The organism is Fontibacter flavus, assembly GCF_042432905.1.
In the GTDB taxonomy this organism is placed as follows: domain Bacteria; phylum Bacteroidota; class Bacteroidia; order Cytophagales; family Cyclobacteriaceae; genus Fontibacter; species Fontibacter flavus.
This window is the reverse complement of record NZ_JBHLWI010000055.1, coordinates 38140-52493: the sequence shown is the minus strand read 5'-3', so window position 1 is coordinate 52493 and position 14354 is coordinate 38140. Positions and strand designations below refer to the sequence as shown.

15 protein-coding genes are annotated in these 14354 nt (G+C 38.6%); 8 read left to right on the top strand and 7 right to left on the bottom strand.

All coding sequences use genetic code 11. From position 1 onward, the window contains the following. Positions 1–150: 150 nt before the first annotated feature. Genes ACFFIP_RS17490 through ACFFIP_RS17480 form a run of 3 tightly spaced genes read right to left on the bottom strand, consistent with a single transcriptional unit; the run spans position 151 to position 2347 of the window. Positions 151–588 (bottom strand): DUF4345 domain-containing protein, encoded by a 438-nt coding sequence (locus ACFFIP_RS17490; RefSeq protein ID WP_382389046.1) that lies wholly within the window; start codon positions 586–588, stop codon positions 151–153. A gap of 28 nt (positions 589–616) precedes the next feature. After that, positions 617–1624 (bottom strand): FAD:protein FMN transferase, encoded by a 1008-nt coding sequence (locus ACFFIP_RS17485; RefSeq protein WP_382389045.1) that lies wholly within the window; start codon positions 1622–1624, stop codon positions 617–619. Positions 1625–1651: 27 nt separating this feature from the next. Next, positions 1652–2347, bottom strand: a complete 696-nt coding sequence (locus tag ACFFIP_RS17480) for a hypothetical protein (RefSeq protein ID WP_382389044.1) — start codon at positions 2345–2347, stop codon at positions 1652–1654. Positions 2348–2508: 161 nt separating this feature from the next. Here ACFFIP_RS17480 and ACFFIP_RS17475 point away from each other — a divergent pair, with 161 nt between their 5' ends. Both ACFFIP_RS17475 and ACFFIP_RS17470 read left to right on the top strand, forming a co-directional pair. Beyond that, positions 2509–2805 carry a hemerythrin domain-containing protein gene (locus ACFFIP_RS17475; protein WP_382389042.1) on the top strand — a complete coding sequence of 99 codons (297 nt, stop codon included), beginning with the start codon at positions 2509–2511 and terminating at the stop codon, positions 2803–2805. Positions 2806–2896: 91 nt separating this feature from the next. Then, positions 2897–3760: a phosphate/phosphite/phosphonate ABC transporter substrate-binding protein gene (locus ACFFIP_RS17470; protein ID WP_382389041.1), complete on the top strand. Its 864-nt coding sequence runs from the start codon at positions 2897–2899 to the stop codon at positions 3758–3760. A 223-nt stretch (positions 3761–3983) separates the two neighbouring features. Here the strand turns inward: ACFFIP_RS17470 and ACFFIP_RS17465 are convergent, their stop codons facing one another. Beyond that, a complete protein-coding gene (locus ACFFIP_RS17465) occupies positions 3984–4148 on the bottom strand; it encodes a hypothetical protein (protein ID WP_382389040.1) in 165 nt (54 codons plus the stop codon). Positions 4149–4402: 254 nt separating this feature from the next. Between ACFFIP_RS17465 and ACFFIP_RS17460 the strand changes: the two genes are divergently transcribed. The 3 genes from ACFFIP_RS17460 to ACFFIP_RS17450 all read left to right on the top strand — a co-directional run bounded on the left by ACFFIP_RS17460 (position 4403) and on the right by ACFFIP_RS17450 (position 7843). Then, positions 4403–4897 (top strand): hypothetical protein, encoded by a 495-nt coding sequence (locus ACFFIP_RS17460; protein ID WP_382389038.1) that lies wholly within the window; start codon positions 4403–4405, stop codon positions 4895–4897. A gap of 5 nt (positions 4898–4902) precedes the next feature. Continuing rightward, the gene (locus ACFFIP_RS17455; RefSeq protein WP_382389036.1) at positions 4903–6021 is read left to right on the top strand and encodes a class I SAM-dependent methyltransferase; all 1119 of its coding nucleotides are present in this window, start codon (positions 4903–4905) and stop codon (positions 6019–6021) included. A gap of 94 nt (positions 6022–6115) precedes the next feature. Then, positions 6116–7843 (top strand): tetratricopeptide repeat protein, encoded by a 1728-nt coding sequence (locus ACFFIP_RS17450; RefSeq protein ID WP_382389035.1) that lies wholly within the window; start codon positions 6116–6118, stop codon positions 7841–7843. A 54-nt stretch (positions 7844–7897) separates the two neighbouring features. Here ACFFIP_RS17450 and ACFFIP_RS17445 read toward each other — a convergent pair whose 3' ends face one another. From ACFFIP_RS17445 to ACFFIP_RS17435, 3 genes are all read right to left on the bottom strand, one after another. After that, the gene (locus ACFFIP_RS17445; RefSeq protein WP_382389034.1) at positions 7898–8302 is read right to left on the bottom strand and encodes a GNAT family N-acetyltransferase; all 405 of its coding nucleotides are present in this window, start codon (positions 8300–8302) and stop codon (positions 7898–7900) included. 197 nt (positions 8303–8499) lie between these two features. Further along, positions 8500–9810, bottom strand: a complete 1311-nt coding sequence (locus tag ACFFIP_RS17440) for a sensor histidine kinase (RefSeq protein WP_382389032.1) — start codon at positions 9808–9810, stop codon at positions 8500–8502. A 34-nt stretch (positions 9811–9844) separates the two neighbouring features. Beyond that, positions 9845–11233 (bottom strand): sigma-54-dependent transcriptional regulator, encoded by a 1389-nt coding sequence (locus ACFFIP_RS17435; protein WP_382389031.1) that lies wholly within the window; start codon positions 11231–11233, stop codon positions 9845–9847. 289 nt (positions 11234–11522) lie between these two features. On the opposite strand from ACFFIP_RS17435, the gene ACFFIP_RS17430 reads away from it, so the two are divergent. The 3 genes from ACFFIP_RS17430 to ACFFIP_RS17420 all read left to right on the top strand — a co-directional run bounded on the left by ACFFIP_RS17430 (position 11523) and on the right by ACFFIP_RS17420 (position 14338). Further along, positions 11523–12824: an efflux RND transporter periplasmic adaptor subunit gene (locus ACFFIP_RS17430; protein WP_382389030.1), complete on the top strand. Its 1302-nt coding sequence runs from the start codon at positions 11523–11525 to the stop codon at positions 12822–12824. Between the two features lie 245 nt (positions 12825–13069). Continuing rightward, positions 13070–13423: a four helix bundle protein gene (locus ACFFIP_RS17425; protein WP_382389029.1), complete on the top strand. Its 354-nt coding sequence runs from the start codon at positions 13070–13072 to the stop codon at positions 13421–13423. 216 nt (positions 13424–13639) lie between these two features. Continuing rightward, a complete protein-coding gene (locus ACFFIP_RS17420; RefSeq protein ID WP_382389028.1) occupies positions 13640–14338 on the top strand; it encodes an ABC transporter ATP-binding protein in 699 nt (232 codons plus the stop codon). The last annotated feature ends 16 nt before the right edge of the window (positions 14339–14354 follow it).

The window sequence follows — 14354 nt, the reverse complement described above, 5'->3', positions numbered from 1 at the left end:
TCGACCAGTATTATACGTGTCAAGGAAAAAATCTAATCAAAAATCCCCAATCATGACTTTAGATTTTCAAAATCAAAAAATTGCAGCATAAAAAAGGCTGCCCTTTTCGGACAGCCCCTTTTTGTTTTGGTTTTAGCTTTACTTACAGCTTTATTTATCCGTCATGATATAAAGGAGCTCATTCGTTTTTCTCGTAATGAGGTGTGCCGTAAGTATGGTTAATCCTATTAAAAAGAATAAAAATTCAATCATTAGCCATTGAATTCCAAAGTCGCCTAAATAACCATCCATGAGAATGGTCATTACCCGGGATAGTGCGTAGAACCCCCAAAAAATGACCAAAAATGACAATCCTTGTATTGGGTTTTTCACCAATAAATATATCAGTGTTATGAATATAGTCAATCCAACTCCTCCATAAACTCCTCTGATCGAACTATAAGCATCCGTATTCGGAAGATTTACCTGAACCAGGTCCATTACTTTTTGAGGATCAACCATAGCCAGAATGCTTACCAGGAAAATGCTACCTGCAGATAAAAGAATAAATGCTCTGCTTAGAATCAGTATGTATTGAGATTTTTTCATTGTGATATAAATTATTTTTTTTGAGGGTTCATATTTTTCTTATCCCTGGAGAGAGCCAGGCCTGAAGTTTTCCGTTTTTATTATAAATAATGATGCCTTCTAGTTCAGGGTCATTGGAGATCATGCTGATAGCATCTTCCAGCTCCAGAATCATGCACATTGTAGCTACGGCATCGGCTTTGATACACCTTGGAGAGATGATGTGTGTGGTCAAAATACTGTTTGTAATGGGATAACCTGTCCTAGGGTCTATAAGATGGGAATGCTTATTTCCGTATTCGTCCACATAGAATTTTTCCAAACTTCCGGAACTTGAATAGGCAGTGTTTTTAAGAAGATCATTTATCATGAAGAAATATTCTTTTTTAAACTCCTCAGGCAGTTTGATTAAAAAATTGAGGTTGCTTTTTTTATTTGAATTGCCGTGGGTAAATCCATCCAGACCAAATTCAATCTGGAAGTTTTGGATTCCTTTTTTCAATAAAAAATTGGCCAACAAATCGATCAAGTATCCCTTGTCCAAATAATTCAAGTCCAGCATAATACCGTCTTGACTGGATTTGATGACATGGGTACCCATTTCGATATTTCTCAAATCACACAAAGAAATTAAACTATCCACCTTGGCTTTGGTCATTTGAGTTTTATTTGAAAAGCCATTTCCCCAAGCGTTAATCAATGGTAGCATAGTGTGACTTACAACACCGCCGGATAGGTAGTGGTAGAAAGTGGAAGTCTCTATAATTTGGATAAAATGAGGCGAATAATTTTCCAAAAAACCAAAACGGTTAAATCTTGATATTTCTGAAGAGGGTAGCTGAAGATTTACTGCAAGATCTATTTCATGTATTAAGGAATCCAAAGATTTTTCCCATTTAGGATCGCCTTCATACGAAATGGCATAAAAAACGCCCAGTGCTTTTCCTTCCAGAAAAACATTGGGCTTTTTCGTACTATTAAAGTTTAACCAAACAATCGAAGTTGCAAGAATAACGGCCAAGCCCAGAGAATAGTATGTGGAATTTGGGAATTTCATTATTAATCTTTCTACAAATAATTTGTCTCAACCAGCATGGCAGTTTTCGGTGTAATAAAGGATATGCTTTCCGAAATCTTTAAATTTTGGTTTTCTGATATCCAGCATTTCAGGACAATCTTCAAATAACCGGAGAAAGGATTTTTTATAACTTCCCTTTTTGATCTTGAAGGTTGCCGAACCATTTTTAGAAACCAGATAAGCACGTTGTCTTTCGCCGGTTAAAGTGATATATCCTTTACGAAGGGGAGTTGTTTTTCTGGAATTGACAGAATGATATACCTGGATCTTTTCATCAAAATGTGGATTGAGGTGCTGCAGCAACAATTCTTTACCACCCTGCAATTGGGCATTCCTAAATACTACAAAATCATTGAGTTTGACGGCGCTTCTGTCAGTTTTCAACAATGCTTTGATAGAAGCTGAACTTTCGTTGAAATATTGGGCTTTTACCAGAGCATTTGAAAAAATCCCAAGTTCAAAGATTTGACCGGCTTTCAATTCGTGTTTGTTGCCGGAATCGTCTCTGATTACCACTCTATTGATACCACGTCCATAAGTGGTGTTGACCAATTCTCCACTTATTTGAGTCCCATCTTTTAGCATTACATAAGCATTTTTGGACATGGGCATTTCCTCCAGTGGAGGTAACAGGGATTGGGCTTTTCCTTGAAAAAGGTTGAAAAGCCACATGACGATAAGAAATAACAGTACTTTTTTCATGATTCATTTTTTTCCATCATGATGCCATTTGGACGCCCATAGTTGCATTTGGATATGACCTGGTGTTCAGGAATCACATCAATATGTGGTTTTAGAAACAGCTTGCAACCAATTTGGAGGTTTGTCCATCTTTTGGCTTTCAATCATTTTAAAATAGCACAATGGAAAAATTAAGGTTAAATCCCTATTTATTACCACATAAAGGTTTGCGATATCTGATTGGAAAAGTCACGTTATTGGCAGGCAATCTTGACCAACCTAAAGAAGAAGATGTTAAAAGATTAAAGTTATTGTCGAATGAGCTCTTTTACCTTTTGGAACAACATGCCATTATTGAAGATTTTGTGATTTTACCTAACCTTGAAAACAGGTGTCCTGGAAGTACCGCAGAAAATCATGAAGAGCATGAATATTTGGAAGCTATCATACAACAATTGGAAGAAAAGACTTTGGTCTGACAAAGCATTGTAATAAGGGTATCTGATCATAAGTTGTCGGAGACCCTTTTCCTTTATCCATAAAATTTTCACGCATCATAAAGACATCAATATGAAAATTTTCTCATTAATACTTGCCACAACATTTGCCCTGACTTTAAGGGCTTCCTATGCAGAGGATGAAAAGAAATTCCTCACATTAGGTACCTATACCTATGGTTTATATCACAGGATGGACAACCTGCTGCCATTATCCAGTTTGATACAGGAAAAGCTTGAAGATGAATATCAAGTTGTTACGGTTTCCTTTCCCTCAGTAGATGAACTGATTCAAGCCATGCTACAAAAAAAAGTGGATATAGTATTTATCAGTACATCCGGCTATTTGGGATATATGGAACAAGCCCAGGATTTTGACATAGCCGGAGCCTTGATTGATGATTCAGGATCCACCTCAAGCTACCGTTCTGTTATTGCTTCATCCAAGCAATCAGGAATTTCAGATTGGGATGGAGTAATGAAGAATTCAAAGAATTTGAGTTTTTCCTTTGTAGATGAAAAATCAACTTCCGGTTTTATGTTTCCTGTTAAGCAACTGGAATTCAAAAATCTTACTCCTTTGAATGAACATTTCAAAAGTATTCAATTTTCAGGGAATCATATGAAGGCACTGGAGTCCATTCTTTCCGGTGAATCCGATCTGGCTGCTTTTGGGGCCAATGATTTACATGCGCTAGGAAAGAGAAAAGATGAAATCAATATACTCTGGATTTCTGATACCATTCCACTTGGTCCCGTGTTGGTGAGCAAGGCAATAGAGGAGAGGGTTAAACATGATATCGAGGTATTATTGCATGGACTTCATCAAACCGAACCAACTGTCTTTGAGACCATCAAATCAGGATGGGTGGAAGCGCAGCATGCTTCCAGGTTTGAGAAAGTAAGCTTGGCTTATTATCTGGACTTTCTAAAATAATCAAAGGAGCTTTTTTTTGGCTTGAATTGTAAGACATTTCTTTATCAAAGCCTGTCCCGTAGTATTGCTGGGAAAAAAGGTCAGAAAGAGAAAATGGTAAAAAAATTCATTCAGCCAGATTGAATTGTAATTTATCTATAGATCACAATTAAGGATAAGTTAGATCGAAATATAAAAACTGAAGCTGTCTCACAAATGGGGACAGCTTTTTTCGTTTGATTTGTTATTTGAATCTTACTTCATCCGAAGAGATCTTATTACCTGTATGTTTCATATCAGCAGTTTCTGCTTGTTTCATTAGACTTTTTGTACTAGAGTAATAATAAAGGGTTCCTGACATGGTTCCTTCAATAGTTCCTCCTGCCACATTACTGCTCTCTGTGATCACTATGCACCCATTGAAATAAGGTTCTAAGTTGTCATCGTAAGCGATACTTTTAGGATTAGGCCTAGTTCCGAATGGTATTCGAGGATGTCATGTATCACATTTTCATGTGATTTTTTCCAGCCCATGCAACTTTCATTTTTTATTACCCATCATCCCGGAAAGAAGAACCGATGAGATTTTCGGTATTGACCATTTTAAACCAACTAATTATTAGTATCATGAAAAATTTAATTGTTAAACCACTGTGTTTTTTAATGCTCTGTATATGTTTGGGGGTATGTGATTCTGAGGAAAATCTTCCCGAAGTGAATCCTATTATTGGTGAATGGAAGGCTACTGAGGGAAACTTTCTATCGCTCAAGGTAGATGGTGAAGAAAAATCACTGGAAGAATTTGGAGTGGAGGTTTTGAGAAGCAATTCAACTTCCGCTGTTGCTGCTGCTGAGGATTACCTCATTTATAACTTTTTAGGTCCGATTGATTTGTACGAACCTCAAATCATGATTGCTCCGCAGGAAATGTTTTCAGCCTTGGTAAATGGAGAAAGGGTGAGCGGTATTTGGAAATTGCAGAATGGAAGGACCGTTCTCCATTTGAACTCTCTGGATCTGCGCGAAAATGGATATTTCTACAATGTGAAGAACATTTCGGCAAATGAACTGGAATTGGATTGGTCCTGGGAAATGACCTATGTCGGCGAAAACTCAGGGGTTTATAAAGTTCAAATGACCATCAAACTGACCAAATAATGTGCATGGCCTGTGAAATTGATCCGGTGAAAGCTGAGGGTTTTGCCGGATCCCTTGTTGAAATGATCAATCAGGGAGCCATGAGCATCATGATTTCGATTGGTCATCAGACGGGATTGTTTGATGTTATGGCTGGTATGGAACCTTCTACATCCAAAGAGATTGCTGATCAATCCGGCTTACATGAACGCTATGTAAGGGAATGGCTCAATGCCATGGTTGTAGGTAAAATAGTTTTCGTAGATGATAGTTCTACCTATTACCATTTGCCTATGGAACATGCCATGTTTCTGAGCAGGAAATTCCCAGGGGACAATATTGCCCTTTTTGCCCAGTACATACCAGTGATTGCTGGTGTGGAACAAAAAGTAATCCATTGCTTCAAAAATGGTGGAGGTATTCCTTATTCCGAGTATGTAAGATTTCATGAAGTCATGGCAGAAGATAGTGGGCAGACCATTATTGGAGCTTTATTTGACCATATTCTTACCTTGATTCCGGGTATCACGCAAAGATTGGAAAAAGGAATTTCGGTTTTGGATGTTGGTTGCGGCTCAGGAAGGGCACTGATTCAATTAGGAGAAAGATTTCCAAATTCGGTATTTCTTGGCATAGACCTTTGCAAGGAGCCAATAGAAAAAGCCAGAAAAAGTACCGAAGAAAAAGGACTTCAAAATGTGTTTTTTCATCAAGCAGATCTGACTTCTTTTAGACCTGATGTGGAATTTGATCTCATTACAGCTTTTGATGCCATACATGATCAGGCAAGACCGGATTTGGTATTGAAGACCATTTATGACTGCCTTAAGGACAATGGAGTATTTCTGATGCAGGATATAGATGCTTCTGAAAAAGTATACAATAACCTTGATCATCCTTTTGGAAGATTGCTTTACAGTATATCCACTATGCATTGTACCTCTGTTTCTTTGGCTCAAGGTGGAATGGGATTGGGTACGATGTGGGGAACGGAAAGGGCCAATAGAATGATGAGGCAGGCAGGATTCAACAATGTGACTGAAAATCGTCTGCCACATGACCCGATGAACTGTTATTTTGTAGTCAGCAAAAATTGTACAAACACTCAGGCTTCTTTAATAGAATTAGAGGAGATTGATGATTGATTTTGTCTGTGTAATTTACATTTTGAAAGATTTCATTTCAGTCATGTAGAAAGTAAAGGATTGAGTGATATTAAAGATTTGACTAACACACACTATGGACAAAAAGATTCTGATTTTCACATGTGGTTTGATGTGCATTGTATTTTCCTGCCAAAAACCCATTCAGGAGGATGTTTCTGAAAAAGATCCATTCCAGCAGGCCATGAGTCTTTGTTTTGTTCCTGCCGGAATGAAATGGGATTTTTCCGAAGGCAAGGCTCCTTTTATGGAGGGAATGGATCTTTTGGACTTTCCGGTTTCAACCGGCAATGATGAGGCAAGGAAGTATTTCAACCAAGGGCTTTTGTTGGCCTATGGTTTCAACCATGCAGAGGCTGAGCGGTCTTTTCAATATGCGGCAACTTTGGATCCGGATTTTGCAATGGCTTACTGGGGTCAGGCTTATGTTTTGGGACCCAATTACAATGCCGGAATGGAACCTGATCATAATGCATTGGCTTTTGCGGCCATTCAAAAAGCCAAGTCAAAACTGAATCATGTATCAGCTAAGGAAGCTGCCTTTATTATGGCAATGGATAAGAGGTATGCAGGAGAGGCCAGAGAAGACAGAACAGAATTGGATGAGGCTTTTGCCCAAGCAATGGGAAAGGTTTGGGAAAAATATCCTGATGACCCTGACGCAGGGACAATATATGCAGAAGCATTAATGGATCTTCAACCTTGGGATCTTTGGGATAAAGCCGGCAATCCCAAAGGAAATACCAATCTGATTTTGGAGATTTTGGAAGATGTATTGGCTAAACACCCTGAGCATCCAGGGGCTCACCACCTTTACATTCATGCGGTGGAAGGATCAAAAAATCCTGAACGAGGGCTAAATTCTGCAAGAAAATTTGACCAAGGACTTATTCCAATGGCGGGTCATTTGGTCCATATGCCATCTCATATTTATATCCGAACAGGAAATTATCATGAAGGAACCCTATCTAACCTCCGGGCAGCCAAAGTAGATAGCATTTACATTGAAACCTGTAAAGCGCAAGGAACATATCCCTTAGCCTATTTTCCGCACAATTATCACTTTATGGCCGGAACAGCCATTTTGGAAGGAAATAGCAAATGGGCCGTTTTTGCGGCTGACCGATTATACGACCATTTGGAACTTGAGCTCATGGAAGAGGAGGGCTTGGAAGTTATTCAGCATTTTTCAACAATTCCTTATTTCGTTCGTGTGAAATTTGGTCTTTGGGATGAAATATTAAAATTGTCTTTGTGGGATAAAGGGACGGATTATCAAGAAGGAATCAGGCATTATGCTTTAGGAATGGCTTATTTGGGAAAAAAGAACATAAATTTAGCGGAAAGTGAACTTCAAATATTGAAGAAATTATCCAACCAAGATTACCTGAAAGACAAAACCATTTGGGGTATTAATTCTCTTCAATCTATACTCAGAATTGCCGCTTTGGTCCTTGAAGGGGAAATCTTGGCAAGTAAAAACCGATATGATAAAGCCATTGCTAAATTGACAGAAGCATCAACTCTTGAGGACCAATTGTTGTATAATGAACCACCTGATTGGTTTTTGTCCACGCGTCATCATTTGGGGGCAGTGCTTTTGGAAGCAGGGAATTATCAGAATGCTGAATCAGTTTTCAGAAAAGACTTAGAAGAGTATCCGAATAATGGGTGGGCATATTATGGATTGATGTTGGCAATGGAAAAGTCAGGAAAGACATTGGAGGCACATGAGGTAAAAAAACGATTTTCTTCTGCCTGGAGTACAGCTGATATTTCCCTTGTATCATCAAGGATCAAATAAGCATTGGCACAGGGATACCTATTGCCAATAAAATTACGGGATTGGAATTTGACCTTAATTCCAATCCCACAATACAATGCTCCAATCCATGGGTAATTCATCTGTAAACCTATGTATTTCTTTAAATCCCAGCTTTTGGTGGGCACGGATAGATCTTGGATTATTGATGGCTATTTCTGTGACTGCAAAATCAAACAGATTTCTGTAAGTGGATTTGTAGTACTGGTATATTTTGTCAAAGATTCCCTGTCCTCTGTAATTTTTACTGACACAAACCTGCCCAACTACCAGATAATTCCACATGGAAAGTGACTTTTCTTGGTATGTTAAAACATTAAATTGTTCAAACATGGGAATTAGGACAGGTATATCTTCTTTTAATGCCGGAGTCATAGCCAAAACATAAGCCACCACTTTTTCCCCATCTTTTGCTATGACATGGGGAGCCAAATCATTCATTTTTTTAAGCAACTGCAGATCATGTTTTACAGTAACAAAACCTTCCTCAAATGAAGAAATCTGCTCAAGGTGGTTTCTGACTGAAGTTCCAGAATGCCCAAAAGATCGGCTTCAGTGCTGGCGGTTTGGAATATTACAGATTCCATTGTATAACAGTTTTGATGGTCTTGAAAAAGTAGGCAAAGAATTTTAAAATTTCATTTAAAAAGCAAAGTAAATACTGTCTTTTTTCCTGGTTCTGAATTCACCTCCAAACTTCCTTTATGCAGATTCATGATCTGTCTCGAAATTGCCAGTCCGATTCCCGAACCTGATTTTTTGGTGGTGTAAAAGGGTACAAATATCCTTTCCAGGGCCTCAGGAACAATGCCTTCACCGTGGTCAATTACCTGGATAAAGGGATGAGAATGAACATCCAAGCCAGCTTTTAAAATAATTCGTCTGTCAGAGGATTTTTCCATGGCTTCTTTTCCGTTTTTCACCAAATTGATCAAAATCATCTGGATCAAATCCTGGTCGCCAATGACTTCAAAGTCCAAAGGAGCAAGGTCACAGACAAGTTGGATTTGGGATTTTGCTAGCTCCTCTTTTAAAAGAACCCGGATATTTTCAAATAAGGGTTTGACAGGAAATACTTTTAAGTTAGGTTGTGGAATATTGGTATAATCCCTATAGGCATTGACGAAATCGACCAGACCATTGCTTCTTTTGGAGATGGTTTCCAAGCCTTCAGAAAGGTCCAAAAAGCTTTCTTTGTCAAGAGATAGCTCACCCTCATCACTTTCCTTCACATCTTCTTCCAGAATGACTCCCAAGGAGCTTGCCAAACTTGCAATGGGTGTCATAGAATTCATGATCTCATGCCTCAGCACCTTGGTCAGGTTCTGCCAGGCTTCCAGTTCGTTTTTTTGTAATTCTGATTTGATGTTTTGGAAAGATAAAAGGGTCCAGCTTTGTCCTTCCATTTTAAATGCAGCTGATTGCACGTTGAGATGGAGCTCAGAATTGATCTTGATAGAAAATGATCCTCCCGGTTTTAGCTGAAGCACATTCTGTAAAAGGTCAACTGATAATTTACCCAGGTCATGGATATCTTTGAACTGAGGAATCTGGAGCAATTGCTTGGCAGCTCCATTGATGACACCAATTTTTCCTTTGCTGTCAAAAGAAAGGATACCAGTATTGATATGTTGGATCATGATCTGAAGGAAGAGCATCTGCTCCTCCTTTTCAGCCCTGGTCTTTTTAAATGCTTCAATCACTTCATTGAAGGACATGTTCATTTCACGGAAAGATTTTCCTAAGGTACTGTCCTTGGTAAATGAGGATGAGAAATCAGAATACCTGATGGATTCCAAAAATCGGGTAATCTTTCTATTAGTGGTGGTAGCATATGTGATCAGGTTGATGATTAAGAAAATCATCACAAATGAAAAAATTGTTACCTGAATCAGGGAATCGCCTTTAAAGTAAAAATAAATACTCAGGTACGCTATGATTACCATCATCAGTACCCTAACTGTAATTCCTATTGCGAAAGATTTAAAGCCCATATCTTTCTAATCTCCTGTAAAGTGATGATCGGGTAAGTCCCAGCTCATCAGCTGCCCTTGTAATGTGTCCATTGTGTTTCTGAAGTGCTTTTCTGATCAGTATCTTTTCTACATCTTCAATATTCAAATGGTCTAAGGATACCATTTCTTCGTTTCTCTCCGGAAGAAGTTGTTTGCTCATAAAGAGATCTTCTGGCTGAAGAACACTGTGTGTGGTCATGATGACCGCCCTTTCTATACTATGCTGTAGTTCCCTGATATTTCCGGGCCAATGGTATTTCTGCATTCTTTTGATCAGTGCTTCTCCTGCTTTTCTGATGTCTTTGTTATATTTTTTGCCATAGATGGAGATGAAATGATCCGCCAGGAGTGGTATATCCTCCAACCTGTCCCGGAGTGGAGGAAGCGTGATTTCTATAGTATTGATCCTGTATAATAAGTCCTGCCGAAAGCTATTGTCATAGACCATATTGTGAATAGGCATGTTGGTGGCCGAAATCAACCTGATATTGACAGGTATTGGTTTATTGGCACCGACACGGGTGACCTCTCTATTTTGAAGGGCGGCTAACAATTTGGCCTGTAATGGCATAGGAAGGTTGCCTATTTCATCCAAAAACAAGGTGCCTTTATTGGCTTGTTCAAACCTTCCTGCCCTATCTTCTTTGGCATCGGTGAATGAACCTTTTTTATGTCCAAATAGCTCTGATTCAAAAAGGGTAGGGGTAATAGAACCCAGGTCCACACTGACAAAAGCTTCGCGATATCTTTTTGAATTCCGGTGAATGGCGCGTGCTATCAGTTCCTTTCCAGTACCATTTTCTCCCAATATCAGGATATTGGCATCAGTTCCTGCCACTCTTTCTATGGTTTCAAAGACTTTCACCATAGGATCACTCTGTCCAATAATATCCTTAAACTTACTGTCGATGTCCCGATAGATTTGCTGTTGTTGGTTTTTCAGTTCACTTACTTCCAATTTGGTTTGGCGGAGTTGCAAGGCAGCGTTCAGGGTAGCCAATAACTTTTCATTTTCCCAGGGCTTAAGTACAAAATCTGTTGCTCCTTCTTTGATGGCTTTTACTGCAGTATTCACATCGCCATATGCAGTGATCAATACCACCACGGCAGAGGAATCCATTTCTAAAATTCGATCTAACCAATAAAACCCTTCCTGCCCACTACTGACATCTTTGGTAAAATTCATATCGAGCATGATCACATCATATTGCTCATTGGCCATCAAGATGGGCAATATCCCGGGATTGGTTTCTGTGTCCACTTGCGCAAAGTGGCGTTTCAAATAGATTTTGGCAGCTTTTAATAAATCCTCATTATCATCTACAATGAGAATTTTACCTGTTTTTTGCTCTTTCATAGCATTTGGGTTAAGCCTGTTTTGCTGATAGTGGTACTTTATACTTATCCTATCTAATGAGGATAAATGCCAAAACCTGTTCCGAAAATGAAATAAATGGACATGGTTTTTTTAAAATCAATGTTTAGAAAGCATTTAGGCCGTTTTTTATATAAGACTTCTTTTATGTAGATGGTAAAATGATCGCAACAGTTGCACGGTTTTGGTCGCTGGCGGACATTTTTGTTCGATAATTGTCTCAAAAAAATAACTATTGTGCCAAAACAGGCATTTTTTGAAGGTTTTTAGCATGGCATATAATTGGCAAATGGATATTCATCAGTATTTGAATATTTTGACAATGGACAGAAAAATTGAGAAGAAGACCTGGACGCCAAAATTTATGGCCATGATAGCAGGAGGAATATTGCTGGTTGGGTTTGTATTATACCAGGTAATTTTCTCCGATTCAAGATCCTCTATGAATGTGGATATGGAGAGGGTAACATTGGCTACTGTAAAAGAGGGTGAATTTACCGACTATATACCAGTAAGTGGCAGTATTGAGCCGGGAGAAGTGTTTTTTCTTGATGCTTTGGAGGGGGGCAATATTCAGGAGATAGTCAGAGAATCAGGTGCCATAGTCAATCCCGGTGATACTATCTTGATTCTCTCCAACTCCAAATTGCAGTTGGAAGTCATGGAAAGGGAGTCCGGTCTGTATTTTCAAATCAATAACCTGAGACAAGTTCGACTTCAACTGGATCAAAATGACCTGAATCAACAGGCACAGTTGGCAGAGATTGATTATCAGATCAGCCTGTTAAAACCTCAATACGAACGTTTTAGAGAGCTTCATTCCAAAAAGCTCATTTCTGACAGAGAATTTGAAGAAGTGAAGGAACAATATGAATACAATACCAAAAGAAGAAAATTGACTTATGAAGCTTACCGGAATGATTCCAATTCTAGAGTAATTCAAAAGAGACAACTTCAAGATTCTGAAAGGAGAATGAACCAATCATTGGATGGAGTAGGACATATTCTAGATAACCTTGCGGTGAGGGCTCCTATTGGCGGACAACTATCTACCGAACAGATTGAAGTTGGTCAATCCATTCATGCAGGTCAGCGATACGGTCAGATAGATATTTTAGATAAGTATAAAGTAAGGGTTCCGATAGATGAACTGTATTTAGCAAGAGTTTATACAGGTTTGAAAGGCACATTCAGCTTTTCAGGAAGTGTATATGAATTGGAAATTGGCAAGATCTATCCAACTGTTTCAGGTGGTCGGTTCGAAGTGGATATGTTTTTTACTTCGGAAGTTCCTACAGGGATAAGAAGAGGCCAAACAGTCAGAATTCGGCTTGAGCTCGGAGAAAGCAATCAGGCGGTGCTGTTAGCAGCAGGAGGATTCTATAAGGATACGGGTGGCAATTGGGTGTTTGTGGTTAATCAGGAATCCGGCAAGGCAGAAAGGAGAAATATTAGATTAGGTCGAAAGAACCCAGAATTCTATGAGGTTCTTGAAGGACTTCAGCCGGGAGAAAAGGTCATTGTAAGCGGGTATGAGAATTTTGGGAAAAATGAGGTGTTGAATTTGAAGTAGTCGGATGTTGGATGACCGATGTCGGATGAAGGGATGTTCTACATTAGAAAAACAATAAGGAAAAAAAAGAACACCTTTTCGAAAGTGAAGATAATAGAAATTGATGGATGCTTATTCAAATTAAAAAAATAAAAATATGTTGATTAAAACTTAATCGGATAAGTTAAAGCTCGAAGTTGAAGTTTAAATGAAAATCAGTTTAATTCATTTTGTAAATCGAATTTTAAACTGATAATCAATTCATTATGAATTTTAAATTTGAAAAATTAATTATTTGGCATAAAGCAATGGATTTTGGAGAGGATGTATTTAAGGTAAGTAAAAGATTTCCAAAAGAGGAAATATACAATTTATTGTCCCAAATAAGAAGAGCTTCGGATTCGATAGCATTAAATATTGCAGAAGGATCAATAGCGCAATCGAATCCTGAATTCAGAAAATTCTTGGCATATGCTATGAGATCCTTGGCAGAAGTAGTCACATGTCTCCATAAAGCAAAAAGGAGGAATTATATAAATGATTTAGAATTCTCTACTCTTTATGATGAAGCCTTTCATTTAATGAATATGTTAGGTTCATTCCGCTCAAAAATAAAATAATGAATATGAAGACAGTATGAAGGAATACGTATTAATGTCCTTTTTTCTTCTGAAATCGGACATCCAACATCGGTCATCGGTCATCGGACATCCAACATCGGTCATCGGACATCCAACATCAGTTATCGGTCATTCAACATCGGTCATCCAACGCCAAGCAATTTATAAATGAAAATCATTGTCTTTAATAAATGAAACTACTACAAAAAACTACCCATGGAAAACATCATCAAAACAGTCAATCTTAAAAAACTCTACACAACTGAAGAAGTAGAGACCACCGCTTTGGACGATATCAATATCGAAATCAAAAAGGGTGAATTTGTGGCCATCATGGGGCCTTCAGGATGTGGTAAATCTACGCTGCTAAATATCATAGGCTTATTAGATAATCCCGAAGCCGGCCAATATCATTTCATTGGTCAAGAGGTTGCTAAATTTTCAGAAAGACAAAGATCCCAGCTGAGAAAGGGAAACATTGGATTTGTATTCCAGAGTTTTAACCTGATCGATGAACTTACTGTATTTGAAAATGTAGAGCTTCCACTACTGTATCTGAAAACCCCTTCCGATGAACGTAAAAGAAGGGTGGAAGAAGTACTGAACCGGATGAATATCATGCATAGGAAAGACCACTTTCCACAGCAACTGTCCGGTGGTCAGCAGCAAAGAGTGGCTATTGCCCGGGCAATAGTGGCCAAGCCTTCTGTGATTTTGGCGGATGAGCCTACAGGTAACCTTGATTCAGCCAATGGAGAAGAAGTAATGAGGCTGTTGGAAGAACTGAACAATGAAGGAACTACCATCGTGATGGTTACCCACTCTCCACATGATGCCAATTATGCACACCGCATTATCAACCTGTTTGATGGTAAAGTGGTGACAGAGAACATCAGGGAGCAGTTTCATATTTAGATGCTAGAAACGAGAA

Excerpts from the sequence above, each read along its gene's own strand:
- ACFFIP_RS17490 (WP_382389046.1), bottom strand. The coding sequence starts at position 588 with ATGAAAAAATCTCAATACATACTGATTCTAAGCAGAGCATTTATTCTT.
- ACFFIP_RS17485 (WP_382389045.1), bottom strand. The coding sequence starts at position 1,624 with ATGAAATTCCCAAATTCCACATACTATTCTCTGGGCTTGGCCGTTATT.
- ACFFIP_RS17480 (WP_382389044.1), bottom strand. The coding sequence starts at position 2,347 with ATGAAAAAAGTACTGTTATTTCTTATCGTCATGTGGCTTTTCAACCTT.
- ACFFIP_RS17475 (WP_382389042.1), top strand. The coding sequence starts at position 2,509 with ATGGAAAAATTAAGGTTAAATCCCTATTTATTACCACATAAAGGTTTG.
- ACFFIP_RS17470 (WP_382389041.1), top strand. The coding sequence starts at position 2,897 with ATGAAAATTTTCTCATTAATACTTGCCACAACATTTGCCCTGACTTTA.
- ACFFIP_RS17460 (WP_382389038.1), top strand. The coding sequence starts at position 4,403 with ATGCTCTGTATATGTTTGGGGGTATGTGATTCTGAGGAAAATCTTCCC.
- ACFFIP_RS17455 (WP_382389036.1), top strand. The coding sequence starts at position 4,903 with ATGGCCTGTGAAATTGATCCGGTGAAAGCTGAGGGTTTTGCCGGATCC.
- ACFFIP_RS17450 (WP_382389035.1), top strand. The coding sequence starts at position 6,116 with ATGGACAAAAAGATTCTGATTTTCACATGTGGTTTGATGTGCATTGTA.
- ACFFIP_RS17445 (WP_382389034.1), bottom strand. The coding sequence starts at position 8,302 with ATGAATGATTTGGCTCCCCATGTCATAGCAAAAGATGGGGAAAAAGTG.
- ACFFIP_RS17440 (WP_382389032.1), bottom strand. The coding sequence starts at position 9,810 with ATGATGGTAATCATAGCGTACCTGAGTATTTATTTTTACTTTAAAGGC.
- ACFFIP_RS17435 (WP_382389031.1), bottom strand. The coding sequence starts at position 11,233 with ATGAAAGAGCAAAAAACAGGTAAAATTCTCATTGTAGATGATAATGAG.
- ACFFIP_RS17430 (WP_382389030.1), top strand. The coding sequence starts at position 11,523 with ATGGCATATAATTGGCAAATGGATATTCATCAGTATTTGAATATTTTG.
- ACFFIP_RS17425 (WP_382389029.1), top strand. The coding sequence starts at position 13,070 with ATGAATTTTAAATTTGAAAAATTAATTATTTGGCATAAAGCAATGGAT.
- ACFFIP_RS17420 (WP_382389028.1), top strand. The coding sequence starts at position 13,640 with ATGGAAAACATCATCAAAACAGTCAATCTTAAAAAACTCTACACAACT.